The 22676-nt window shown below is 63.7% G+C and carries 27 protein-coding genes; 20 read left to right on the plus strand and 7 right to left on the minus strand.

Annotated elements, in window-relative coordinates:
* The first annotated feature begins 61 nt into the window (after positions 1-61).
* The 7 genes from HDE78_RS12015 to radA all read left to right on the plus strand — a co-directional run bounded on the left by HDE78_RS12015 (position 62) and on the right by radA (position 6315).
* Positions 62-388 (plus strand): iron-sulfur cluster assembly accessory protein, encoded by a 327-nt coding sequence (locus HDE78_RS12015; protein ID WP_179479661.1) that lies wholly within the window; start codon positions 62-64, stop codon positions 386-388.
* Positions 389-642: 254 nt separating this feature from the next.
* Positions 643-1053, plus strand: a complete 411-nt coding sequence (rpsF, locus tag HDE78_RS12020) for a 30S ribosomal protein S6 (RefSeq protein WP_179479663.1) — start codon at positions 643-645, stop codon at positions 1051-1053.
* 15 nt (positions 1054-1068) lie between these two features.
* Entirely contained in the window at positions 1069-1299 is a 231-nt protein-coding gene (gene rpsR / locus HDE78_RS12025; RefSeq protein WP_007081973.1) for a 30S ribosomal protein S18, read from the plus strand.
* 135 nt (positions 1300-1434) lie between these two features.
* Positions 1435-1884, plus strand: coding sequence for a 50S ribosomal protein L9 (rplI, locus tag HDE78_RS12030; RefSeq protein ID WP_179479665.1), 450 nt, complete (start codon positions 1435-1437; stop codon positions 1882-1884).
* 237 nt (positions 1885-2121) lie between these two features.
* Positions 2122-3516, plus strand: coding sequence for a replicative DNA helicase (locus HDE78_RS12035; RefSeq protein WP_179479667.1), 1395 nt, complete (start codon positions 2122-2124; stop codon positions 3514-3516).
* Between the two features lie 214 nt (positions 3517-3730).
* Positions 3731-4819 (plus strand): alanine racemase, encoded by a 1089-nt coding sequence (alr, locus tag HDE78_RS12040; protein ID WP_179479669.1) that lies wholly within the window; start codon positions 3731-3733, stop codon positions 4817-4819.
* Positions 4820-4929: 110 nt separating this feature from the next.
* On the plus strand, positions 4930-6315 hold the full coding sequence (gene radA, locus HDE78_RS12045; protein ID WP_179479671.1) for a DNA repair protein RadA: 1386 nt from the start codon (positions 4930-4932) through the stop codon (positions 6313-6315).
* On the opposite strand, the gene ccsA is transcribed toward radA, so the two are convergent.
* Positions 6316-7119 (minus strand): cytochrome c biogenesis protein CcsA, encoded by an 804-nt coding sequence (gene ccsA, locus HDE78_RS12050; protein ID WP_179479679.1) that lies wholly within the window; start codon positions 7117-7119, stop codon positions 6316-6318.
* Positions 7120-7215: 96 nt separating this feature from the next.
* Between ccsA and ffh the strand changes: the two genes are divergently transcribed.
* From ffh to rplS, 5 genes are all read left to right on the plus strand, one after another.
* Positions 7216-8610, plus strand: coding sequence for a signal recognition particle protein (ffh, locus tag HDE78_RS12055; protein ID WP_179479681.1), 1395 nt, complete (start codon positions 7216-7218; stop codon positions 8608-8610).
* 245 nt (positions 8611-8855) lie between these two features.
* A complete protein-coding gene (gene rpsP / locus HDE78_RS12060) occupies positions 8856-9110 on the plus strand; it encodes a 30S ribosomal protein S16 (protein WP_179479683.1) in 255 nt (84 codons plus the stop codon).
* Positions 9111-9112: 2 nt separating this feature from the next.
* Positions 9113-9628, plus strand: a complete 516-nt coding sequence (rimM, locus tag HDE78_RS12065; protein ID WP_179479685.1) for a ribosome maturation factor RimM — start codon at positions 9113-9115, stop codon at positions 9626-9628.
* A 61-nt stretch (positions 9629-9689) separates the two neighbouring features.
* Positions 9690-10439, plus strand: coding sequence for a tRNA (guanosine(37)-N1)-methyltransferase TrmD (gene trmD, locus HDE78_RS12070; protein ID WP_179479687.1), 750 nt, complete (start codon positions 9690-9692; stop codon positions 10437-10439).
* 71 nt (positions 10440-10510) lie between these two features.
* Positions 10511-10921, plus strand: a complete 411-nt coding sequence (gene rplS / locus HDE78_RS12075; RefSeq protein ID WP_179479689.1) for a 50S ribosomal protein L19 — start codon at positions 10511-10513, stop codon at positions 10919-10921.
* A gap of 95 nt (positions 10922-11016) precedes the next feature.
* On the opposite strand, the gene HDE78_RS12080 is transcribed toward rplS, so the two are convergent.
* Positions 11017-13095 carry an EAL domain-containing protein gene (locus tag HDE78_RS12080; protein WP_179479691.1) on the minus strand — a complete coding sequence of 693 codons (2079 nt, stop codon included), beginning with the start codon at positions 13093-13095 and terminating at the stop codon, positions 11017-11019.
* Between the two features lie 145 nt (positions 13096-13240).
* Entirely contained in the window at positions 13241-14263 is a 1023-nt protein-coding gene (gene epmB, locus HDE78_RS12085; protein WP_179479693.1) for an EF-P beta-lysylation protein EpmB, read from the minus strand.
* Between the two features lie 98 nt (positions 14264-14361).
* On the opposite strand from epmB, the gene efp reads away from it, so the two are divergent.
* The 7 genes from efp to folE2 all read left to right on the plus strand — a co-directional run bounded on the left by efp (position 14362) and on the right by folE2 (position 20097).
* A complete protein-coding gene (gene efp / locus HDE78_RS12090) occupies positions 14362-14940 on the plus strand; it encodes an elongation factor P (protein ID WP_179479695.1) in 579 nt (192 codons plus the stop codon).
* Between the two features lie 119 nt (positions 14941-15059).
* Complete coding sequence (locus HDE78_RS12095; RefSeq protein WP_179479697.1) at positions 15060-16391, plus strand: TRZ/ATZ family hydrolase; 1332 nt, start codon at positions 15060-15062, stop codon at positions 16389-16391.
* Between the two features lie 23 nt (positions 16392-16414).
* Positions 16415-16669, plus strand: a complete 255-nt coding sequence (locus tag HDE78_RS12100; RefSeq protein WP_179479699.1) for a YciI family protein — start codon at positions 16415-16417, stop codon at positions 16667-16669.
* A 26-nt stretch (positions 16670-16695) separates the two neighbouring features.
* Positions 16696-17418 carry a bifunctional 2-polyprenyl-6-hydroxyphenol methylase/3-demethylubiquinol 3-O-methyltransferase UbiG gene (gene ubiG / locus HDE78_RS12105; RefSeq protein WP_255457771.1) on the plus strand — a complete coding sequence of 241 codons (723 nt, stop codon included), beginning with the start codon at positions 16696-16698 and terminating at the stop codon, positions 17416-17418.
* Complete coding sequence (gene gph, locus HDE78_RS12110) at positions 17415-18101, plus strand: phosphoglycolate phosphatase (protein WP_179479708.1); 687 nt, start codon at positions 17415-17417, stop codon at positions 18099-18101. The genes ubiG and gph overlap by 4 nt, the downstream gene beginning before the upstream one ends.
* 1 nt (position 18102) lies before the next feature.
* Complete coding sequence (locus HDE78_RS12115) at positions 18103-18957, plus strand: squalene/phytoene synthase family protein (protein WP_179479710.1); 855 nt, start codon at positions 18103-18105, stop codon at positions 18955-18957.
* A 192-nt stretch (positions 18958-19149) separates the two neighbouring features.
* Complete coding sequence (gene folE2 / locus HDE78_RS12120) at positions 19150-20097, plus strand: GTP cyclohydrolase FolE2 (RefSeq protein WP_179479712.1); 948 nt, start codon at positions 19150-19152, stop codon at positions 20095-20097.
* Positions 20098-20123: 26 nt separating this feature from the next.
* Here folE2 and HDE78_RS12125 read toward each other — a convergent pair whose 3' ends face one another.
* The 4 genes from HDE78_RS12125 to HDE78_RS12140 form a co-directional block, all read right to left on the minus strand.
* Positions 20124-20969: a M23 family metallopeptidase gene (locus HDE78_RS12125; protein WP_179479714.1), complete on the minus strand. Its 846-nt coding sequence runs from the start codon at positions 20967-20969 to the stop codon at positions 20124-20126.
* A complete protein-coding gene (yidD, locus tag HDE78_RS12130; protein ID WP_179479716.1) occupies positions 20959-21231 on the minus strand; it encodes a membrane protein insertion efficiency factor YidD in 273 nt (90 codons plus the stop codon). The genes HDE78_RS12125 and yidD overlap by 11 nt, the downstream gene beginning before the upstream one ends.
* Before the next feature lie 213 nt (positions 21232-21444).
* Positions 21445-21801 carry a hypothetical protein gene (locus HDE78_RS12135; protein WP_179479718.1) on the minus strand — a complete coding sequence of 119 codons (357 nt, stop codon included), beginning with the start codon at positions 21799-21801 and terminating at the stop codon, positions 21445-21447.
* A 21-nt stretch (positions 21802-21822) separates the two neighbouring features.
* A complete protein-coding gene (locus tag HDE78_RS12140) occupies positions 21823-21972 on the minus strand; it encodes a hypothetical protein (RefSeq protein WP_179479719.1) in 150 nt (49 codons plus the stop codon).
* 76 nt (positions 21973-22048) lie between these two features.
* Between HDE78_RS12140 and dksA the strand changes: the two genes are divergently transcribed.
* Positions 22049-22537, plus strand: coding sequence for an RNA polymerase-binding protein DksA (dksA, locus tag HDE78_RS12145; RefSeq protein WP_179479725.1), 489 nt, complete (start codon positions 22049-22051; stop codon positions 22535-22537).
* The last annotated feature ends 139 nt before the right edge of the window (positions 22538-22676 follow it).

Raw genomic sequence — 22676 nt, forward strand, 5'->3', positions numbered from 1 at the left:
GCGCATCGGGCCCGTTTCGCCCTCCTGTTTCACGTTGCCGTTAGAGGTTGTACCTGCCGCCATGACCATCACGATCACTCCTGCCGCCAGCGACCGCATGCGCCATTTTCTGGCCCGCACGCCGACCGCCGCGGGCGTGCGTTTTGGCGTCAAGCGCACCGGCTGCTCGGGCTTTGCCTATGTGGTTGATCTGGCCGAGACCCTGGATGAGGGCGACAAAACGGTCGACGTGGATGGGCTGCCGCTGATCGTCAACGACAAGAGCCTGGCTCTGGTGGAAGGCACGGTGATCGATTTTCAGCGTCAGGGACTCAACGCGAGCTTCGTCTTCCACAACCCCAATGCCACAGGCGAATGCGGCTGCGGCGAGAGTTTTACGGTGGGGTAGGCAGAACAGGGGCGAGAGACGAGGGGCGAGCATTGTCGTCCCACCAGCAGTTTTCGCGCCGTTCGGTCTTTGCGCCCTCGCGGCTCCTCCCTCGCCCCTAAGCCCTTGCGCACCAACAACTTGCGCGATCTACCGCCGACACCGTACAATTCCGCTTCTGTCTGGACCTTACACGTCCGCGCGGGCACTTGCCTCACCGCAACGGCGGGAGGCTGCAAGGCCGTCAGGCCGCATCCATAAGGAGTCAAACCACAATGACCCTGCGTCATTACGAAATCGTGTTTCTGGTCCACCCTGATCAGAGCGAGCAGGTTCCGGCGATGATCGAGCGCTACAAGGCGCTGGTCGAGACCGACGGTGGCAAGCTGCATCGCCTGGAAGACTGGGGCCGTCGTCAGCTGGCCTATCCGATCGCGAATCTGGCCAAGGCCCATTACGTGATGCTCAACATCGAAGTGAGCCAGAACGCGCTGAACGAGCTGGAGTCGGGTTTCCGCTTCAACGACGCCGTGCTGCGCCATCTGGTGGTGCGTCGTGACGAGGCCGATACCGAGCCGTCCTTCATCATCAAGAGCAAAGAGAAAGATGATGCCAAGTCCTCGCGTCGCCGCGATGACGACGATGGCGGTCTCGACCGCGACAACGATCGCGACAGCGACGACTGATAGGAGCTCAAGACCATGTCCAAGTTTTTCCGCCGCCGCAAGTTCTGCCGCTTCACTGCCGAAGACGTCAAAGAGATCGACTACAAGGATCTCAATACGCTGCGTCAGTACGTGACCGAGAATGGCAAGATCGTGCCCAGCCGCATCACCGGAACCAAGGCGCGCTATCAGCGTCAGCTGGCCACGGCGATCAAGCGCGCGCGCTTCCTCTCGCTGCTGCCGTACACCGACAACCACGACGTCTGATCGTGTCGGCGGGCGACCTTCGGGCCGCCTGCCATCGGTTTCGCCCGGCTATGTCCGGGCGGGACCTTCAGATATTTCGGACAGCCGTCCACGGCTGCGTCGGGCCACACCGGCGCTAACGAATAGGGATACACCATGGAACTCATTCTTCTGCAGAAAGTCCGCAATCTCGGCACGCTCGGCGACAAGGTCGTCGTAAAGCCGGGTTACGGCCGCAACTTCCTCCTGCCGCAGGGCAAGGCGGTTCGCGTCAATGCCGCCAATCTGGCCGCGTTCGAGCAGCGCCGTGCCGAGTACGAAGCCAAGGCGGACAGCCTGCTGGCCGATGCCCAGAGCCGTCAGACCAAGCTGGCCGATGCGTCCGTTACCATCTCGGCACACGCCAGTGCCGAAGGCAAGCTGTTCGGTTCGGTCGGTCCTCGCGATATCGCCGAGGCGTTGTCAGCTGCCGGCTTCGCGGTGAACAAGAACGAAGTGATTCTCGGCGAAGGCCCGCTGCGCAACACCGGCGAGTACGACGTCGCCGTGCATCTGCACGCGGACATCCACACCACCGTCAAGGTGATCGTGGTCGGCGACAAGTAAGCTTCAGAGCTGGCTTCGATGCCATGAAAAGGGCGCCTTCGGGCGCCCTTTTCTTTGGGTAGATATGTACGATGGATCGAGGTTCTCAGGCCATCCGGCCTACTTCTATCCACAGCAACACACAGCTTATCCACAGAGTTATTGTCTCGGTGGTTGAGATGACGCCGCGTATGATGATGGCCAGAGCTGCCATGCCTTCGGCGTCGGCGCAGGCTCGTTTCTCCGTGAGGTAAATCCATGTCCTTCGTGCCCGACCGCAAGTCTTCTTCCTCGGCGATCGAGGCGTTGCGCGTGCCGCCGCATTCGATCGACGCGGAGCAGGCCGTGCTGGGCGGCCTCATGCTGGCGCCAGACGCGCTGGACAAGGTGGCCGACAAACTTTCCGAGCTGGATTTCTATCGCAAGGATCACCGGTTGATCTGGCGCGCCATCAACGAGCTGGCCAACAAGGGTATGCCGTGCGACGCGGTGACCCTGGGCGATTGGTTCGAGAGCAACGGCCTTGCTGAGATGGTTGGCGGCGCGGGCTATTTGATCGAGTTGGCCAACAGCACGCCCAGTGCAGCCAACATCACCGCGTATGCCGGCATCGTGCGCGAGAAGTCGGTGATGCGTCAGCTGATCGACGCGGGTACGTCGATCACCGAAGACGGCTATCGACCGGAAGGCAAGAGCATGCAGGAGGTGCTGGAAAGCGCCGAGCAGCGCGTGTTCCACATCGCCGAATCCGGCGCGCGCGGCAAGAAGGATTCCGTCTCCATGCGCGAGGCGGTGAAGGACGCCTTCCGCCTGCTGACCGAGCGCTACGAAAACCGCGGCCAGCTCACCGGCATCACTACCGGCTTCACCGATCTGGACAACCTCACCTCCGGCCTGCAGCCGTCGGATTTGATCATCGTGGCGGCGCGTCCCTCGATGGGCAAGACCGCGTTCGCACTGAATATCGCCGAGACCGCAGCCATCCGCAGCAAAAAGGCGGTGGTGGTGTTCTCGATGGAAATGTCCGCCTCGCAGCTGGCATTCCGCCTGATCTCCTCGGTCGGGCGCATCCATCAGCAGCATCTGCGCAACGGCGACCTGCAGGAGGAAGACTGGCCGCGCGTCTCCAACGCCATTCAGATCCTGTCCGAGGCGAAAATCTTCATCGACGACACGCCCAGCCTGTCGCCGGTCGAGATGCGCTCGCGCGCGCGCCGACTGCATCGCGAGCACGGCGGTCTGGGCCTGATCGTGATCGATTATCTGCAGCTGATGCAGGTGCCCGGCAACAAGGAGAATCGCGCCACCGAAATTTCAGAAATTTCGCGTTCACTCAAGGGCCTGGCCAAGGAGTTGAACGTACCCGTGATCGCACTCTCTCAGTTGAACCGCTCGCTCGAGCAGCGCGCCGACAAGCGGCCGATGATGTCCGATCTGCGCGAATCCGGCGCTATCGAGCAGGACGCGGACGTGATCATGTTCATCTACCGCGACGATTACTACAACAAGGAATCGCCGGACAAGGGCATGGCCGAAATCATCATCGGCAAGCAGCGTAACGGCCCCACCGACACCTGCAAGCTGACCTTCCTCGGCCACTACACCAAGTTCGAGAACTACGCCTCCGATTCGTTCGGCGGGACGTTCGATTGAGAGCGGGGATAAGGGAACAGGGAACAGGGAACACGCAGCGCGTGTGTGGCATTTGTTCGCTGCGCCACGGTGAAAATTCGGTAGGGCAGAGAACGACACGCGGGCAAGAACTTCGCGTTTCCCATTACTCGCGGCTTCGCCACTCGCCCTTCGGGCCGCCTTTGGCGTTCGCGCTGCGCGCGTCCCCATTCCCCATTCCCCGCTCCAAACAGCCATGAGCCGCACCACCGTCGCCACCATCCATCTCGGTGCGCTGCGCCACAACCTGGCGCGGCTGAAGGCGATCGCTGCGCCGGCGAAAGTGATGGCCGTGGTCAAAGCCGACGCTTACGGCCACGGGCTGGAGCGCGTGGCGCGCGCGCTGGCCGCCGATGCCGACATGTTTGCGGTGGCGGCGATCGGCGATGGGCTGCGCCTGCGCGCGGCGGGGCACCACCAGCGCATCGTGGTGCTTTCCGGCCCCGATAACGCCAGCGACATCACCGAGATGCAGCGGCTGATGCTGGAGGCGGCGATTCATCACGAATCGCAGCTGCAGTGGTTGGCGCACACCACGCCCGAGCGCGGCAAGCTGCGCGTGTGGCTGAAGATCGACAGCGGCATGCATCGGCTGGGCTTTGCGCCCGAGCGCGTGGCCGAGGTGCATGCACGGTTGCTGGCGATGCCGGGCGTTGATCCCGAGATCGGGCTGATGACGCACTTTTCCGAGTCGGAAGTCACCGATGGCGAGCAGACGCCGCTGCAGATGGCGCGTTTTAGTGAGGCGACCCAGGGCCTGCCCGGTCCGCGATCGTTGTCCAATTCCGCCGCCGCGATCGGCTGGCCCGACGCGCGCGCCGACTGGGTGCGCACCGGCGGTTTGCTCTACGGCCTGTCCGTGGTGGACGGCAAGACTGGCGCGGATTTCGGCTTTCGTCCAGCGATGAGCCTGAGCACGCGGCTGATCGCAATCAATCCGATCAAGCGCGGCGAACGCATCGGCTACAACGGCACCTGGACTTGCCCCGAAGACATGAATGTCGGCGTGGCCGCCGTCGGATACGGTGATGGATACCCACGCAGCGCGCCGGCGGGCACGCCGGTCTTGATTGGCGAGCAGCCGGTTCCGCTGATAGGACGTGTGTCGATGGACCTGATCACGCTGGATCTGCGTAGTGCGCCGCAGGCCAGGGTAGGTGATCGCGTCACGCTGTGGGGACCGTCGCTTCCGGTCGAGCGCATTGCAGCCCAGGCGGGCACGATCTCCTACGATCTCACCTGCGGCATGACGCGCCGTGTCCTGGTTGTCGAAGACGACAATTAGCGATGTCGGCTGTCGATGAAAGCTGACAGCCGCATCGTCCCTTCGTCTCGCGATTTGCGACCGCGGCAGGCTAAGCTCACGCATTGATTTAATCGCGTAACGAGAGTCCGATGGCCAAAGCCAAAACCGCCTATGTCTGCACCGAGTGCGGCGGCGAGCACAGCAAGTGGCAAGGTCAGTGCATCGAGTGCGGCGTGTGGAACACGCTGAGCGAGATCGTGCTGACGCCGTCGTCGGTGGCCAAGGCGTCGGTGGGTGCGCAGCGTTCCAGCTATGCCGGCAATGCGGCCGGCAGTGCGCGCATCACGCCGCTGACCGAAGTGGCATTGACGACAGAGGCGCGCACGCATACCGGCATCGGCGAGCTCGATCGCGTGCTCGGCGGCGGCCTGGTGCAGGGCTCCGTGGTGCTGATCGGTGGCGACCCAGGTATCGGCAAGTCCACTCTGTTGCTGCAGGTGCTGGGTACGCTGGGCACTCAGCTTTCCAGCGTCTATGTCACCGGCGAGGAATCGCTGTCGCAGGTCGCTTCACGGGCCCAGCGTCTGGGCCTGCCGCTGGAGCCGCTGCAGGCGCTGGCGGAAACCTGCATCGAGCGGATTCTGGAACAGGCCCTCGCCACGCGTCCGCGCGTGCTAGTGATCGATTCGATCCAGACCATCTGGACCGAGCTGCTGACCGCAGCGCCCGGCTCGGTGAGCCAGGTGCGCGAGTCGGCGGCCAAGCTGACCCGCTTTGCCAAGGAAACCGGCACCTCGGTGTTTCTGGTCGGCCATGTCACCAAGGAGGGCGGCATCGCCGGCCCGCGCGTGCTCGAACACATGGTCGATGCGGTGCTGTATTTCGAGGGCGAATCGGGCAGCCGGTTTCGCATCCTGCGCGCGTTCAAGAACCGCTTCGGCGCGGTCAACGAGCTGGGCGTGTTCGCGATGTCGGACAAGGGCCTGCGCGAGGTGCCCAATCCGTCGGCGATCTTTTTGTCCGCACATACCGGGCCGACCTCCGGCAGTGCCGTGATGGTCACGCGCGAAGGCTCGCGGCCGCTTCTGGTCGAGGTGCAGGCTTTGGTCGATCAGTCGTCGCTGGGCAATCCGCGTCGCGTGGCGCTGGGTCTGGAGCAGAACCGGCTGGCCATGCTGCTGGCCGTGCTGCATCGCCACGGCGGTGTCGCCGCGTACGACCAGGACGTGTTCGTCAACGTGGTTGGCGGCATTCGGGTGCAGGAAACCGCCGCTGATCTGCCGGTGTTGCTGGCGGTGCTGTCGTCCCTGCGCGACCGGCCGTTGCCGGAGCAAACCATCACCTTTGGCGAAGTTGGGCTTTCCGGCGAAATCCGTCCGGTACCCAACGGCGAGGAGCGCCTCAAGGAAGCAGCCACCCACGGTTTCAAACGCGCCATCGTGCCGAAGGCGAACGCGCCGAAGAAAGGCCGCGTCGGCGAGATGGAAGTGATCGGCGTGGAACGCCTGTCGGACGCGATCGACGCCTGCCGCTGATCAGCTATCGATGCCGCGATGCAGGATCAGTTCGAGCACGAACTTCGAGCCGAAAAAAGCCAGCAGCAGCACGGCCATGCCGATCAAGGTGAGATTGACAGCGCGCTGGCCACGCCAGCCGTGACGCCAGCGGCCATACAGCAGTAAGCCGAAGACCAGCCACGCGACGATCGATAGCACGGTCTTGTGCGCCAGGTGCTGGCTGAAGAGGTTGTCGACAAACAGCGCGCCGGTGATCAAGGTCAGCGTCAGCAGCAGGAAACCCGCGGCAATCAGACGGAACAGCAGCGTTTCGGTCAAGGTCAGCGGCGGCAGCGCGCGCATCCACGGACTGAACTGGCGATGGCGCAGCGCGCGTTCCTGCACCGCCAGCAGAATTGCCAACACGGCCGCCATCGAGAGCACGCTGAAGGCGATGAGAGCCACCGTCACGTGCAGCTTGATCTGCCAGTCCATCGGGTGGGGCAGGGTCGGCGGTGCGATAAAGCTGTCGACAAAAACCAGCAGTGCCGTCAGCGGAAATACGATCACGCCCAGCGCCGCGACCGGGCGCGAAAGATTCACCAGCAGGGTCAGCGTCGCCACCACGAACGCCACCAGCGAAAGCGCGGCAAAAAAATGCAGATCCAGCGCGCCGCGGTGGGCGCCGAGAAGAATGGCGGCATGCAGCACCACGGCACTGCCGGCGAGCCCCAGTGCCAGTCGGTTCAGTGGCTGGCCGCCGGTAAACAACGGCCGCGCCAGCGCCGCCGAGGCAGCGAGATAAAGCACGATGGCGAACAGGGCGAGGGTGTGGATGAGCATAGTTTGGAAGTGTCGCACACGCTTCGCGGGGCGTGCAGGCGGCGGCCATCGATCCGTCCGCTATAATCGGATACTTTCCTGTTCGCCGGTCCCGTCATGTTCGAGTCGCTCAGCCAACGCCTTTCCACCACTGTCAATCGCCTGCGCGGCCGCGGCCGTCTGACCGAGGAAAACATCCGCGAGTCGCTGCGCGAAGTGCGCATTGCCCTGCTCGAAGCGGACGTGGCGCTGCCCGTGGTGCAGGCGCTGATCCAGCGGATCAAGGTGCGCGCGGTGGGTCAGGACGTCATCAAGAGCCTGAGCCCAGGCCAGGCCCTGGTAAAAGTCGTCAGTGACGAGCTGACCACGGTGATGGGTACCGCCAATACCGAACTGAATCTCGCCCAGCAGCCGCCGGCCGTCGTTTTGCTGGCGGGCCTTCAGGGCGCCGGTAAAACCACCACGGTGGCCAAGCTGGCGCGCCTGCTGACCGAGCGCAAGAAGAAAAAGGTCATGGTGGTGAGCTGCGACGTCTACCGTCCGGCCGCGATTGAGCAGCTGCGCACGCTGGCCGAGCAGGTCGGCGTGAAGTTCTTCCCGTCGGACGCGTCGCAGAGCCCGGTCGACATCGCCAAGGCCGCGATCGCTGCGGCCAAGCGCGAAGTGATCGACGTGCTGCTGGTCGATACCGCCGGCCGCCTGGCCGTCGACGAAGCGATGATGGCCGAGATCAAGGCGCTGCACGCCGCGATCAATCCGATCGAAACTTTGTTCGTGGTCGATTCGATGACCGGCCAGGATGCTGCCACCACGGCCAAGGCGTTCAGCGAGGCCCTGCCGTTGACCGGCGTGATCCTGACCAAGACCGACGGCGACGCCCGCGGCGGCGCGGCGCTGTCGGTGCGTTACATCACCGGCCGGCCGATCAAGTTCCTCGGTGCGGGCGAGAAGACCGACGCGCTCGAGCCGTTCCATCCCGATCGTCTGGCCCAGCGCATCCTCGGCATGGGCGACGTGCTGTCGCTGGTCGAGGAAGTCGAGCGCAAGGTCGATCAGGAAAAAGCGCAGAAGCTCGCCCAGAAGGTGATGAAGGGCAAGCGCTTCGACCTGAACGACATGAAGGATCAGCTCGAGCAGATGGGCAATATGGGTGGGTTGGCCGGATTGATGGACAAGCTGCCCGGCGTTTCCAGCCTGCCGGACAGCGTAAAGTCCAAGGTCAACGACGGCGAGATGAAGCGCATGATCGCCATCATCAGCTCGATGACCAAGAAAGAGCGCAGGCATCCCGACCTGCTGAACGGCTCGCGCCGCGCCCGCGTGGCGCGCGGCTCCGGCACCCAGCCGGCCGACGTCAACCGCCTGCTCAAGCAGTACATGCAGATGGAAAAAATGATGTCCAAGCTGTCCAAGGGCGGCACCAAGGGCCTGATGCGCCAGATGCGCGGTGCGATGAAGGGCATGGGCGGAATGGGTGGTATGGGCGGTGGCGGCTTGCCGCCGATGCGCTGATCAATCCTGGGGTTGAGGGACGAGAGGCGAGGGTCGAGCGCGCCAAAAATCAATTTCCAGCACGAACGGAAGAAAAAAGACCTCCGGATCGCCGTAGCATTCGGTCTTTCGCCTCCGCTACTCGCTGCTCGTCCCTCGTCCCTCGTAGCAACTCTTCCCTTTTCCCCAAAAACCGCTAAAATGCCCCGTTTACCGCGCACGTCCCTCGTGCGCCTGCCGATATCCGGCAATTCTGGAGTTTTACTATGGTCAAGATTCGTCTTTCGCGCGGCGGCGCCAAGGGCCGTCCGTTCTACCACGTTGTCGTCACCGATCAGCGCAACAAGCGCGACGGCCGCAACATCGAGAACATCGGCTATTACAACCCGGTGGCGTCAGGCAAGGACAAGCGCCTTGAGCTGAACGTCGATCGCGTCAAGGAATGGGTCGGCAAGGGCGCCCAGCTGAGCGACAAAGTTGCTGCGCTGGTGAAGGAAGCCGGTAAGCAGCAGGCTGCCTGAGCGTGAGTGAATCCGGTCGGCGCGTCCTTATCGGGCGCATCGTCGGACTGTACGGCGTGCAAGGCTGGCTCAAGATCGAATCCTGGGCCGAGCCACGCATGAAGATCTTCGATTACCAGCCGTGGCTGCTCAGCACGGAGTCCGGCGCGGAAACGCAGATCGCGGGTGCAAAAGGTCGTCAGCAGGGCAAGGGCATGGTAGCCCAACTGCCCGGCATCGACGATCGCGAACAGGCCGCAGCGCTGATCGGCATGGATATCCACGTCGCTCGCGAGCAGCTGCCGCCGCCCGGCAAGGATGAGTATTACTGGGTCGATCTCGAGGGTCTTGAGGTCGTCACCACGGAAGATGTGCCGCTGGGTCGGGTCAGTCACCTGTTTGCGACCGGCGCCAATGATGTCGTGGTAGTTCGGGATGGCGCGCGCGAGCGGCTCATTCCTTTTATCCAGGGTTCGTACGTGCGTTCGGTGGACGTGTCCGCAAAACGCATGGTGGTGGATTGGGATCCTGAATTCTGAGGTCGCCGGACAGCGACAATAGAGTCGGGAACGCAAGAAGCCGATACTGAGGTCAAGCATCGTGCGCATCGACGTCGTTACTCTGTTTCCCGACTTCGTGCGCGAGTGTGCTGCGGTAGGTGTAGTGGGACGCGCGCAGCAACGCAAGCTGCTGCAGGTGGAAGCCTGGAACCCGCGCGACTACACCGCTGACCGGCACCGTACGGTGGACAGCAGCTCCTACGGCGGCGGTCCGGGTATGGTGATGTTGATCGAACCATTGCGTAAAACCCTTGAGGTCGTGCGCAATGCGGCGCCGGAGCCGGCGCACGTGATTTATCTCAGTCCGCAAGGAGCGCGGCTGACGCAGGGTAGGGTAGAAGCGCTGGCGAAGCTGCCGCGCATCGCTCTGCTTTGCGGACGTTATGAAGGTGTGGACGAACGTCTGCTGGCGCACGAGGTCGACGAAGAGCTGTCGATCGGCGATTATGTGTTGTCGGGTGGCGAGCTGGCAGCGGCGGTGATCATCGACGCAGTGGGCCGCTTGCAGGACGGCGCATTGAACGATGCGCAGTCGGCCGAACAGGACTCATTTTCCGATGGCCTGCTCGATTGTCCGCACTATGCGAAACCGGTGCACGATGCGCTGGGTTCCGTGCCGGAGGTACTGCTTTCCGGTGACCACGCGGCGATTGCCCGCTGGCGCCACAAGCAGTCGCTGGGACGAACCTGGTTGCGCCGTCCGGAGCTGTTGGCGCAACGCGCGCTGGATGCTGAATCCCGTGCGCTGCTAGATGAATTCCGCCGCGAATACGTGACGGCTCGAAATTAAATAGTGCGGCCACGGATGGTCGCTGATTGATTCTTGCGGTCAGGGATGAACGCAAAAACCCAGAGGTTGCCATGAACAAGATCATTGAACAGTTCGAAGCCGAGCAGATCACCCGCCAGCTGCCGGAGTTCGGCCCCGGCGATACCGTGGTCGTCAACGTCAAGGTGAAGGAAGGCAACCGCGAGCGCGTGCAGGCGTTCGAGGGTATCGTCATCGCCCGTCGCAGCCGCGGCCTGCATTCGGCCTTCACCGTGCGCAAGATTTCGCACGGCACTGGCGTGGAGCGCGTGTTCCAGTCGCATAGCCAGGCGATTGATTCGGTCACCGTGAAGCGCAAGGGCAAGGTCCGCGGCGCCAAGCTGTATTACCTGCGTGGTCTGGAAGGCAAGGCCGCCCGCATCAAGGAAGACGTCGCCGCCGCGGCGGCTGCCAAGGCCGCCAACAAGGCCAAGGCTGCATCTGCTGCTTCCAGCGCCGAGTAAAACGGTCGGACTATCCCGCAGGGGATGGTCTGCACGACAAAAGCCCGCGGATCGCTCCGCGGGCTTTTTGCGTTTCGAAAAGACCGCGGCTTAGACTAGTTGCCGACCGCCTGCATGACGACGCTGCCGGAGGATGTCAGCAGCTGCGGTATCTGCAGGAAATTGCCCTGCACGAAGTCCACGCCGTAGGCGAACAATAGCGAGGTGCTGGTGGCATCCTCGACCCACTCGGCGATGGTCTGTCGATTGAGCGCCTTGGCCTGTTCGCAAATCTCGGCGATCTTTTTCTGGCTTTCCGCGTGCTGCGGCAGATCGGCCATGTAGCTGCGGTCGATCTTCAGGTAATCCGCATCGATATGATTGAGCAATTGGAACGAGTTCAGGCCGGAGCCGAACTGCTCCAGCGCAAATTTGCCGCCCAGTTTTTTCCAGCCGTTGACGAATTCCTGCGCCGGCCGAAGCATTGTCATGATCTTGCTTTCAGTCATTTCCAGCACGATGCGCCCATGTTTGAGCGCCGCCCGCTTGAGCCGCTCGGCCAGCCACGGCAGCAGGGTCTCGTCGCTGATCGAGTCGGCGGTGAGCTTGACGAAAAACGTGGTTTGCATGCCGTGGCTTTCGCGGATCTGCAGCGCGCTGATGATACGGTGCAGCACCCAACGGTCGATGGCGCAGTTGAGCTTGTTCTTTTCGGCGATCGGCATGAAGAAGGCCGGCATCACTTCGCCCTTCGGCCCGTTCATGCGCAGCAGGATTTCGGAATATTCGCCTTCGGCGTCTTGCAGGCTGACGATCTGCTGGTGATACAGCACCAGACCGTTTTTCTGCAGCGATTCCTTGAGCAGGTCTAGCCAGTAAAGATCGCGCTCCCGATCGGCTTTCTCGCCGGCCGCGGGGTCGTTCAATTCGATCTTGTTGCCGCCCAGGCTCTGCGCCATGCGCAGAGCCTGGGCGGCTTCGTTGAGCAGCTGATCGGCATTGGCGTTCTTTTCGCCCAGCAGGCTGCCGCCGATGCTGGCGGTGAGGCTCATCGAGCGCTCCCCCACGTCGAAAATATCGGCGCTGATGCTCTGCTGCAGTTTGGCGATCCATTCCCTGGTGGTGGCGTCCTCGCGCGAATCCAGCATGATACCGAAGGTGTGCTCCGCCAGCATGCCGGCGACATCGTCGGTATCGAGCAGCATGCGCACGCGGCCGGCGAAGGCGGCGAGCAGTTCGTCGGCCCTGCTCAGACCGATGCCCGCAACCAGGGTTTTCCAGTTGTCCGGCTCCACCAGCAGCAGGGCCTGACCTTTCTTGCCATTGGTGGCGCCGGCTACCGCGTTGCCGACGCACTCGAGCATGCGTGAGCGGTTGAACAGGCCGGTCACGGGATCACGCTGCAGCTGCTCGAGAACGGCCGGATCGACCTGCTGCCGGCGGAACACGATCTGCAGGCAGGGCTCGCCTTCGAACGTGGCGGGGGCAAATTCCACGGTGGCGTCGAACAGGCTGCCGTCGGCGCGGCGTGCGTGCAGTGCAATCCGCGACGCCACTTTTTCGTGGCGCGCGTGACCCTTCAGCAGCAGCTTGAATTCATCCGCGTTGGCCGCGTCCACCATGTCCATCACGGGCAGGCCGAGCAGGTCGTCGAAGCTCTGATAGCCGAAGTTGTCCAGATAGGCCTGATTGGCGCGCACATGCATGCCTTCGTGCACGTAGGCAATGGCATCGTTGGACGAGTCCAGCAGTGCATCGCAGCGACGCTCGGACTCGCGCAGCGAGGTTTCCAGGCGGCGCACCTGCCGGCGCGTCTGCAAGGCCTCGAATTCGCGCTGCAACACGATGATCAGCTGCTTGGGCTGGTTGCGCGGCGCAACTCCGCGGGCGCCGTCCACGAACAGGTCGGCTACCTGCTGCCCGTCCACTTTGTCCAGCAGTCCGATCACCGAATAGTCGCGACCGTTTGCGTCCAGCGCCTGCACGACATCGCGCAGCGTCAGGACTTTGATCGACGGATCGAACATCACGATGTCCGGCTCCAGCTCGTCGATCGCTTTCTGCAGCTGCTCGGCGTTGGTGGCGCGGGCCGGACGCACGGCGATGCCGCTGTTGCGCATTAGACTGATGATCTGTTCAGCCTCTTCGAGCGAGTTCTCGATGAAGAGGATCTTGATGACGTAATCTTTTTTCATGAGTCGTCGAACTGTCCGTTGGGCACCGCTGACTTTACCTGGCTGGTTTCCGGCGTGTCGGGCCGACCACATTCGTGCCTATGTTTGTAGCGGATTCTTCCGGCAGCCGCCAGCAAAAGCGTCGCCGTAGAAAGTGGCAGAGAAACTACAGCGGCAGCTTGGAGGCCGCGCCGCCCACTTCGCGAACCAGCGTGGGAACTAGGTAACCGGGCAACCTGGCGCGCAGGTCCTTCACAAGGTCGAGCGCGCGGGCGTCATCCACCTCGAAATGCGCCGCTCCCTGCACCCGATCGAGCTGGTGCAGGTAATACGGCAGCACGCCTGCGACAAACAGCCGCTCGGAGAGTTCCGCCAGTGCATCGGTGCCGTCGTTGATCCCGCGCAGGAGTACCGACTGATTGAGCAATGTGACGCCCGCCTCGCGCAGTTGTGCACAGGCGCGGTCGACGTCGGCGTCGAATTCGTTGGCGTGGTTGGCGTGCAGCACGATGACTTTCTGCAACGGCAACGCGGCCAGCCACGCCAGCAAGGTCGCGTCGACTCGCTCGGGCAGTACCACCGGCAGCCGCGTGTGGATACGCAGTCGGGTGACGTGAGGAATGTCGGCCAGTCCGGCGCTCAACGCTTCCAGCTTGGAGGTCGCCAGCGCCAGCGGATCGCCCCCGGAGAGAATCAGTTCGGTAATCGAGCTGTCGCCGTGCAGATGGGCCAGCGCCTGCCGCCACTGGCTGGCGGCGGCCATTTCCTCGGCGTAGGGAAAATGCCGGCGGAAGCAGTAGCGGCAGTTGATCGCACAGCTGCCGCTGGCGATCAGCAGCGCGCGGCCGTGGTATTTGTGCAGCACGCCGTGGGCGGCGCGGGCGTCCATGTCGCCGACGGCGTCCGTGACGAAGCCGGGGACGCGATCGAGTTCGGCCAGCTGCGGCAGTACCTGCAGCAGCAGCGGATCGCGTGCGTCGCCGTGGCGCATGCGCCGCACGAAGCCGCGCGGCACACGCAGCGCAAAGCCGGCATCCTCCGCAGGCAGCTGGGTCGACAGATGCTGCAGACCGAGCAGGGCGAGCAGTTCGGCGGGATCCGTGAGCGCATCGCGCCAGTGGAGGCGCCAGTCGCCGCCCTCGGGGCCGGTGGCTGAGGTTAGGCGGGCGGCGGTGCTTGCAGGTATCATGTGCGGCCTCGGTACGGGCGTGCTGCCCGACTGACCTCTTATTTTAGCCGCTGACGGCAGCGGTTTGATGTCACTTCTTATATTTCGGAGCGAAATGCATGGCGACCCTTGGCCTCAATGATGTCAAAACGGGCAAGAAGATTCTTCACAACGGTGATCCGTGGATTATCACCGAAGCTGACTTCGTCAAGCCGGGCAAGGGTCAGGCCTTCACCCGCATCCGCATCCGTAACCTGAAGGACGGTCGCACCACCGAGCAGACGCTGAAGTCCAGCGACTCCTTCGAGGAAGCCGACGTCGCCGATACCGATATGCAGCTGTCCTTTATCGACGGCATCGGCAAGGACCGCGTGTGGAACTTCATGCAGATGGAGACCTTCGAAATGGCACAGGCTCCGCTGACCGCGATGGGCGATGCGTGGAAGTGGCTCAAGGGTGAGGAAGAGTGCGTGGTCACCCTGTTCAACGGCCAGATCGTTGCCGTGCAGCCGCCGAAGTTCGTCGAGCTGAAGATCGTGCAGACCGATCCGGGCGTGCGCGGCGACACCTCCGGCGGTGGCGGCAAGCCGGCTACGCTGGAGACCGGCGCCGTGGTGCGCGTGCCGTTGTTCGTCAATCAGGACGAAATCATCAAGGTCGATACCCGCACCGGCGAGTACGACAGCCGCGTCAAGTAAGCGCGTCAAGCTCCGGTCATGCCGGAGCGTCAGCATCCATGGGGCGGACGTCGCAAGGCGTGCCGCCTCTCGTTTAATCAGTCACGTCATCACCTACGGCCAATCAAAGCGAGCCCCCGATGAGCGAAACGTCATTGCAGCCGATCGACCTTCTGATCGAGGCCCGCTGGGTGGTGCCGGTGGAGCCGCACAACGTGGTCCTGGAAGATCACGCCGTCGCGGTGAACGGTGACCGGATCGTCGCACTGCTGCCGATTGCGCAGGCCCGCGCGCGCTATGCGCCGCGCGAACGCGTCGAACTTACCGAGCACGCGCTGATTCCCGGTCTGGTCAACAGCCACACGCACAATCCGATGACCCTGCTGCGCGGCCTGGCCGACGATCTGCCGCTGATGGTCTGGCTGCAGCAGCACATCTGGCCGGCCGAGGCCAAGGTGATCGGGCCGGAGTTCGTGCGCGACGGCGTGGAACTGGCCGTCGCCGAGATGCTGCGTGGCGGCACCACCTGCGTCAACGAGAACTATTTTTTCCCCGACGTGATCGGCGCGACCTACCGCCAGCTCGGCTTTCGGGCGGTGGTCGGGTTGCCGGTGATCGATTTTCCGACCGCCTGGGCAAAGAGCGACGACGAATATTTCGAGCGCGCAGGCGAAGTGCACGACAGTTTCCGCGGCGATCCGCTGATCGGCACTGCGTTTGCGCCGCACGCGCCGTATACGGTGTCCGACGAGAGCTTCGAGCGTATTCGCGTGCTTTCCGATCAGCTGGATATCCCGGTGCATCTGCATACGCATGAAACAGCGCACGAGGTCGAGGAAGAGAAAAAGAAAAGCGGCCTGCGCCCGTTCCAGCGGCTGCAGAAGCTGGGCCTGATCAACGACCGGCTGATTGCCGTGCATATGACCCAGCTGACCGACGGGGAGATCGCCGTGTGTGCCGAGTCGGGCGTCTCCGTTGTGCATTGCGCGGAGTCGAACATGAAGCTGGCCTCGGGTTTTTGTCCCGCGGAAAAGCTCCGGCGCGCCGGCGTCAATGTGGCGATCGGCACCGACGGCTGCGCCTCGAACAACGATCTGGACATGTTCGGCGAGATGCGCAGCGCAGCGCTTTTGGCCAAGGCCGTCGCCGAAGATGCCGCGGCTTTCGATGCGAGCTTCACCCTGCGCGCGGCCACGCTCAACGGTGCCAAGGCGATCGGCCTGGAGGCGAAGATCGGCTCGATCGAAGTCGGCAAGCAGGCCGATCTTGCGGCGGTACGGTTGAGCGATCTGGAAACGCAGCCGATGTTTCATGTGGTATCGCAGCTGGTCTACGCGGCTGGACGTCATCAGGTCACCGACGTGTGGATCGCCGGCCGGCGCAAGCTGGCCAATCGCGTCTTGCCGGATATCGATACCGACGCGGTGATGGCCAGGACGCGCGCATGGCGCGAGCGTATCGCTGCGCATTGAGCCAAGTAGACGTCGGAGCCCGCATGAATCGTTATCTCGTCCTCGCGATGCGCCGCGCCAGTTTCGATACTGACGTGGTGCCGCTGCACCAGCAGTTTCTCGAGGATCTGCGCGCGCGGGGCCGGCTCGAATTGTCCGGTCCGTTCGGCGACAAGTCGGGTGGCGCGTACCTTTTGCTTGCCGATGATCTGGCGCAGGCGCAGACGATTGCCCATCGCGATCCGGCGCATACCAGCGGTGGCTGGGATATCACGCTGTACGAATGGGCCGCCCGCTAAACTCGCGCACCGTTCCGGAGAATTCGATGATGCAGACCGACCCGCACGCCGGCGCCAATGTAAGCGCCGAGGAAATTGCTCATTTCGACAAGCTCGCCGCGCGCTGGTGGGATCCGGACGGCGAATCGCGCCCGCTGCACGATCTGAATCCTGTGCGTGCGGCCTATGTGGCCAGGCACGTCGACCTGCGCGACGCGCGCGTGGCCGACGTGGGCTGCGGCGGCGGCCTGCTCAGCGAGGCGTTGGCGCGTGCCGGTGCCCAGGTGACCGGCATCGATCTCAGCCACAAGGTGATCGATATCGCCAAGCTGCATTTGTACGAGTCGAATCTCCGCGTCGATTACCGCGTGCAATCGTCATCCGAGCTGGCGGCCGCCGAGCCGGCCCGTTTCGACGCGGTGTGCTGCATGGAGCTGATCGAGCACGTGCCCGACCCGGCCGCCCTCGTGCACGATCTGTCCACACTGCTCAAACCCGGCGGCTGGCTGTTCATGTCCACCCTCAATCGCACGCCCGCCTCTTTCGGCGCTGCGATTCTCGGCGCCGAGTACGTGATGCGCATGCTGCCCAAAGGCACGCATCACTACGGGCAGTTTCTCAAGCCATCCGAGTTGGGGCGTTTGCTTCGGCATGCCGATCTGGCGCTGGAAGAAGTCTCCGGCCTCGCTTACAACCCGCTGAGCCGCAAGGCATGGCTGAGCCGGTTCACCGCGGTCAATTACATTCTCTGCGCGCAAAAGTCGTCATGAAAGCAAACGTGCCGACGTCGTTGCCCCACGCCATCGAGGGAGTGCTGTTCGATCTGGACGGCACCTTGCTGGACAGCGCGCCCGATCTCTACGCCGCGCTGGTCGTTCAATGCGGCGAAGAAAGCACGCCGGCGCCGCTCTATGCACCCGTACGCTCCGTGGTATCACGCGGCGCGCGGGCGGTACTGCGCTGCGCGTTTGAAGATCGCGGCGAGCCGGCGATCGAAGCGTTAGTGCCGCGCTATCTGGACATTTACCAGCGTGTGATGGGCGAGCAGACGACGACCTTCGACGGCATCGACGGTCTGCTGGAACGTATCGAGGCGCGCGGCATGCGCTGGGGCATCGTCACGAACAAGGCCGGTTTCCTGACCGACGAACTGCTGGTGCGCATCGGCTGGAGCGGCCGCGCGCATGCAGTGGTTTCCGGCGACACGCTGCCGTTGAAAAAACCCGATCCCGCCCCGGTGCTGCTGGCTTGCGAACGCGCGGGGTTGAAGCCAGCACACGGAGTGTTCGTCGGCGACGATCTGCGCGATATCCAGGCCGGCGCTGCCGCTGGCCTCTATACTGTAGCAGTGAGGTGGGGCTATCTGGACGGCGGCGATCCGCAGGCCTGGGGCGCCGATGCGGTGGTCGATCATCCGGACCAACTGGTCGACCTGCTGCGGCTGCAGGCGTGACATGGTCGAGCTGGTCGAACAAAGCGCCAAGCTGCAGAGCTTCATCGACAAGTGGCTGGCGGTGCAGCCGCAGCAGCGCGTCGCGCTCGCCTTCGTCGACGGGCGGCAATACCCGGGACATATCGCGCTGGCCGCGCTCGAGCAGGAACTGCTCGGCGCGGCTTACGGTATCCGCGAGCCGCAGGTCGCGGTGGCCAAACTCAACTGGTGGGCCGAGGAGTTGTCCGGCGCGGCCACCAGCGGCGGACGCCATCCGCTGACCCAGGTGATTTTCGACGACGAGCGGGCGCACGCGATCGCCGGCGAGCGCTGGCTGGCGCCCGTGCTGGCGGCGATGACGCAGCTGGAACAGGGCACCGCCGCCGACTTCGCCGCACAGCTGAGCGCCGCAGAGCCGCTGCACGGCGCGCTGGCCGCACTGGAAACGGCCTGGTGGTTCGGGCGCGACGCCTCCGCGGAGCGCGCTTCGCGCGTCGCCGTGCTCAATCATCTGCTCTATGCGCTGCTGCGGCTGGAGGCCGATGCCGAACGCGACCGGTTGCCGCTGCCGATGTCTCGGCTGGCACGGCACGGCCTGAGCCGCGCCCAGTTGCGCGCGTCCAGCGACGCTCGCCAGCAGGCGGTGAAGGCGCAACTGGATGATTTGCTGGTCGGCTGGCGTGAGTCGGCCCGATTGCCCGGGCCGCTCAGCGTGTTTCGCGCGCTGGAGTTACGCCACGGCAGCCGGTTGACGCAAAATGCCACGCGCGTGCCGGATTCGCTCGCTGCGTTGCAGTCGGGGCAGCCGCGCAGCGGGCTTGCCACCACGCTGCAAGCCTGGTCCGCGGCGCGCGCCTGGCGGCGCTACGCCGGCTGAGTCCGCCGATCATCCACGTCATCGAACGGGCAGACGTTGTCGTTATGATGGCCGGTGTGCGAAAGGCGGTGCGTCCAATGCCGGACTCCGCGGGACGCACCGTTTCCGGCACGCCACTATTGCGCGACGCAGGGCATGCCCCAAGATTCATCGGTCTCGCGGCCATCTGCAGGCCGCTGTCAGGATTGATCCATGTCAAATCAGGAAAACACCGCCCGCCTGCTGCCCGACGTTGCCGTGCATGCGCAGCCCCATCTGGCCGGCGCGCTCGACTGGGTCGGTATGGCCGATATCCAGGTGCCCGTGCATTTCGACGCCGGCGACGGCGAGGTGCATCGCGCCAGCGCCAGAGTCGGGGCCTTCGTCAATCTGAAGCGACCGGACAAGCGCGGCATCCACATGTCGCGGCTGTATCTGCAGGTCGAGCAGGTGCTGAGCGCGCAGCCGCTCACTGTCGATACGCTGCAACAGCTGCTGCGCGGCTTTCTCGAGTCGCACAGGGATCTCTCCGACCGCGCCTGTCTCAGCGTGAAGTTCGAGCAGCTGGTGCGTCGCCCCGCGTTACGCAGCGACAACAGCGGCTGGCGCTCTTACCCGGTGACGATCGAGGCGAGCCTCACCGGCGACAGCTTTCTGCTGGAACTCGGCACCGAGGTGGTTTACTCCTCGACCTGTCCGGCCTCGGCGGCGCTCTCGCGTCAGCTGATTCAGGATCAGTTTTCGAAAGACTTCGACGCCGGCAAGCCGATCGATGCGGCCGCCGTGCTGGCGTGGCTTGGCAGCGAGCAGGGCATCGTCGCCACGCCGCATGCGCAGCGCAGCGTCGCCTGCCTGCGCGTGCGCCCCAGCGTTGGCGCAGGGCTGCACTTGATCGATCTGATCGACCGCGTCGAGCATGCGTTGGGCACGCCAGTGCAGACCGCGGTCAAGCGCGAGGATGAGCAGGCCTTCGCCCTGGCCAACGGCGGCAACCTGATGTTCTGCGAAGACGCCGCGCGGCGCATCCAGAAAGCGCTCGATGCCGATCCGCGGCTCAGCGATTTCCACGTTCGCGTCGAGCATCAGGAAAGCCTGCATCCGCACGACGCGGTGGCCTATGCCAGCAAGGGCGTGGAGGGCGGGTTCGGTTCGACGCCGTGATTCGCTTCGGGCCGCGCGTTACCGCCTCACGGCGATGCGATCCCGGGCAAGAGCAGCGGATCCAGCCTCACACCGAACCAGTTGAAGCCCCAGTGCAGGTGTGGGCCGGTTACGCGGCCGGTCATACCTGATAGGGCGATGATCTGACCCCGGCTGATGCGTTGGCCGACCGTAACCTCCAGTTTGGACAGGTGCAGGAAGTTGGAGCTGAGGCCGAAGCCGTGGTCGACCACGATGGTGCCACCGGTGAGGTAGAGGTCGGGTTGAGCGAAGGTGACGATGCCGGCGGCGGGCGCTCGTACCGGCGTGCCCTGCGGCACGGCGATGTCCATGCCCGAGTGGGGCGCTTTGGGGTCGCCGTTGTAGACGCGCTGGTTGCCGAACCGACCGCTGATGCGGCCCTGTACGGGCCAGATGAATCCGCTGAGGAAATCCTCTCGGTCATCGTCGCGGTTGCGAACCGCCGTCACCGCGGCCTGTTCGCGCTCGATGCGCGCGGCAAGCGCCGGCGGCGGATTCACAGTGGCCGGCGGCACGCCGTTGACGTATTCGATCGGCCAGTCGCGCGGTGCGATGGCGATGAGCGTGTCCCGACGCTGGCCGTCAGGCTCGACAATGGCGACCGCCAGCGGCCCGTGCTCATCGCGACCGGCGCCGAATACGGCCACGCCGTCGTCGCCCACATGCACGCTCTTGCCGGCGACGTCGAGCCGGCTGCCGGGTTTGAGTCTTACAACCACCAGACCACCCTGCGACAGCGTGCCTGGAAGGTCGGTGGAGACGGCGCCGGCGAGCGCAGGCCCGCACAGCAAAAGAAAAATCAATAGCGCGAGTCCGCCGGATGACGCCGGGCTCAACCAGTTACGGGGCATCGGGTGTGTCCTTCGGGTTGCTGCAGCGCGGATAGTGAAAGTGAGCGGGCACCGGGTCGTGCCCGCCGTGGCAAAACGGCTGGCAGCGCAGCAGTCGCCAGCCGGAGAGCAGGCTGCCACGCCATGGACCGAAGCGCAGAACCGCAATCCGTGCATAATCCGAACAGCTGGGATAGAAGCGGCAGCGTTTGCCAAGCAGTGGACTGATCCAGCGCTTGTACAGACGGAGCAACCACAGTATCAATCGGGTAGGGGAATTCACGTTGCCGGCACGAAGTACAGCGTCTAGTGGCGCGATTATTCCAGATGCGAGCTTGCTGGTGGTAAACACTTTGGGCTATAACACCCGGTCGTCACGGCCGAAACGGTGAAGGGATATGGCGAATACGACGCGTAGTTCAAACGCCGCCAAGGCGCAGAAAGGAACGATTTCGGCCAAGGCGCGTGCTGGCAAAGGCGGAGCGTCGAAGGCAGCTCAAAAAAAAGGAATAGCCGTGAAGAGCGCTAGCAAGGTACCTGCGAAGAAAACGCCGGCCGCGAAGCCGGTCAAGAAAGCGGCCGCGAAAAAAGTGGTGGCCAAACCGGTTGCTGCCAAGAAACCGGTTGCCAAGCCCGCCATGAAGAAAACCGTCGCCAAACCGCAACCGAAAAAAGCCATCCTTTCCAAAAAGCCCGTCGCCCAGAAAGCCGCACCGAAAAAGGTAACAGTGAAGACCCCAGCTCCCAAAGCCGCACCTGCCAAGAAAGCGCCGGCGACAAAGCCGGTTGCCAAGGCAGCACCGGCAAAAACCCATGCCGCGCCTCCCGCCAAAAAAGCGGCGGCGCCGGTCAAGCCGGCCCCCAAGCCGGCGGCTCAACCTGCCGTTGTCAGCAAAGCTGCCGCGGTGAAAGCGACGCCGGCGAAACCGGCAGAAAAGGCGGCCCCCGCTGCTACCTCCAAAAACACATCCACGGCCTCGGCGACCAACCTTTTCAAAGGCAAGGTCGCCAGCGCTACCGCCATGGTGAAACCTCGCGCCGACGAGGCCGATCAGCACCATGCTTCCCCCAACAAAAGTCAGAAAAACTCGTCATCATCAATGAATAAATTGGCTACGAAAAAACTCGACAACGGCGTCACCCGCGAAGACGGGCGTTACGCATTACCCGCGACCAGCGTGATCAATTTGCCGAAGGGCTACAAACCCTCCAGCAAAGAGGAGTACATGAATCCGGAGCACCTGGCCTACTTCCGCAACAAGCTTCGCGACTGGCGCGACCAGCTCGTGGAAGAGTCGCGCCAGACCATGGACAACCTGCGTGACGAAGTGCGCGACGTCGGCGACGAGGCCGAGCGCGCCACGCGCGAAACGGAAAATTCGCTTGAGCTGCGCACTCGCGATCGCTATCGCAAGCTGATCTCCAAAATCGACAAGGCGCTGCGCCGAATCGAAGACGGCAGCTACGGCTTCTGCGAAGAAACCGACGAGGAGATCGGCGTCGAGCGCCTCGACGCGCGTCCCATCGCTACCCTGTCGCTCGATGCGCAGGAGCGTCGCGAGCATTTGCAGAAGCAGATGGGCGACTGAGTTTCCTGCGATAGCCGTTCGTACGAAAAAGCCCGACAAATGCCTAATGCTGTTCACTTAAGCGGAGCGGCTTTTCGATTCACGGGGTAGCGAGTCTTGGATATTTTGACGGACCTCGGCCTGGAAGGCCGAGGTCGTC

It is taken from the genome of Rhodanobacter sp. K2T2, assembly GCF_013408815.1.
GTDB lineage: Bacteria > Pseudomonadota > Gammaproteobacteria > Xanthomonadales > Rhodanobacteraceae > Rhodanobacter.

Bases quoted from the DNA above. Each gene is read 5' to 3' on its own strand.
- HDE78_RS12100 (WP_179479699.1), top strand. From the start codon at position 16,415: ATGAATCGTTATCTCGTCCTCGCGATGCGCCGCGCCAGTTTCGATACT.
- ffh (WP_179479681.1), top strand. From the start codon at position 7,216: ATGTTCGAGTCGCTCAGCCAACGCCTTTCCACCACTGTCAATCGCCTG.
- rpsF (WP_179479663.1), top strand. From the start codon at position 643: ATGACCCTGCGTCATTACGAAATCGTGTTTCTGGTCCACCCTGATCAG.
- folE2 (WP_179479712.1), top strand. From the start codon at position 19,150: ATGTCAAATCAGGAAAACACCGCCCGCCTGCTGCCCGACGTTGCCGTG.
- efp (WP_179479695.1), top strand. From the start codon at position 14,362: ATGGCGACCCTTGGCCTCAATGATGTCAAAACGGGCAAGAAGATTCTT.
- rpsR (WP_007081973.1), top strand. From the start codon at position 1,069: ATGTCCAAGTTTTTCCGCCGCCGCAAGTTCTGCCGCTTCACTGCCGAA.
- HDE78_RS12035 (WP_179479667.1), top strand. From the start codon at position 2,122: ATGTCCTTCGTGCCCGACCGCAAGTCTTCTTCCTCGGCGATCGAGGCG.
- ccsA (WP_179479679.1), bottom strand. From the start codon at position 7,119: ATGCTCATCCACACCCTCGCCCTGTTCGCCATCGTGCTTTATCTCGCT.
- gph (WP_179479708.1), top strand. From the start codon at position 17,415: ATGAAAGCAAACGTGCCGACGTCGTTGCCCCACGCCATCGAGGGAGTG.
- HDE78_RS12140 (WP_179479719.1), bottom strand. From the start codon at position 21,972: ATGGCGGTAGCGCTGGCGACCTTGCCTTTGAAAAGGTTGGTCGCCGAG.
- HDE78_RS12095 (WP_179479697.1), top strand. From the start codon at position 15,060: ATGAGCGAAACGTCATTGCAGCCGATCGACCTTCTGATCGAGGCCCGC.
- rpsP (WP_179479683.1), top strand. From the start codon at position 8,856: ATGGTCAAGATTCGTCTTTCGCGCGGCGGCGCCAAGGGCCGTCCGTTC.
- ubiG (WP_255457771.1), top strand. From the start codon at position 16,696: ATGATGCAGACCGACCCGCACGCCGGCGCCAATGTAAGCGCCGAGGAA.
- rplS (WP_179479689.1), top strand. From the start codon at position 10,511: ATGAACAAGATCATTGAACAGTTCGAAGCCGAGCAGATCACCCGCCAG.
- dksA (WP_179479725.1), top strand. From the start codon at position 22,049: ATGAATAAATTGGCTACGAAAAAACTCGACAACGGCGTCACCCGCGAA.
- alr (WP_179479669.1), top strand. From the start codon at position 3,731: ATGAGCCGCACCACCGTCGCCACCATCCATCTCGGTGCGCTGCGCCAC.
- HDE78_RS12015 (WP_179479661.1), top strand. From the start codon at position 62: ATGACCATCACGATCACTCCTGCCGCCAGCGACCGCATGCGCCATTTT.
- HDE78_RS12080 (WP_179479691.1), bottom strand. From the start codon at position 13,095: ATGAAAAAAGATTACGTCATCAAGATCCTCTTCATCGAGAACTCGCTC.
- HDE78_RS12115 (WP_179479710.1), top strand. From the start codon at position 18,103: ATGGTCGAGCTGGTCGAACAAAGCGCCAAGCTGCAGAGCTTCATCGAC.
- radA (WP_179479671.1), top strand. From the start codon at position 4,930: ATGGCCAAAGCCAAAACCGCCTATGTCTGCACCGAGTGCGGCGGCGAG.
- epmB (WP_179479693.1), bottom strand. From the start codon at position 14,263: ATGATACCTGCAAGCACCGCCGCCCGCCTAACCTCAGCCACCGGCCCC.
- HDE78_RS12125 (WP_179479714.1), bottom strand. From the start codon at position 20,969: ATGCCCCGTAACTGGTTGAGCCCGGCGTCATCCGGCGGACTCGCGCTA.
- rplI (WP_179479665.1), top strand. From the start codon at position 1,435: ATGGAACTCATTCTTCTGCAGAAAGTCCGCAATCTCGGCACGCTCGGC.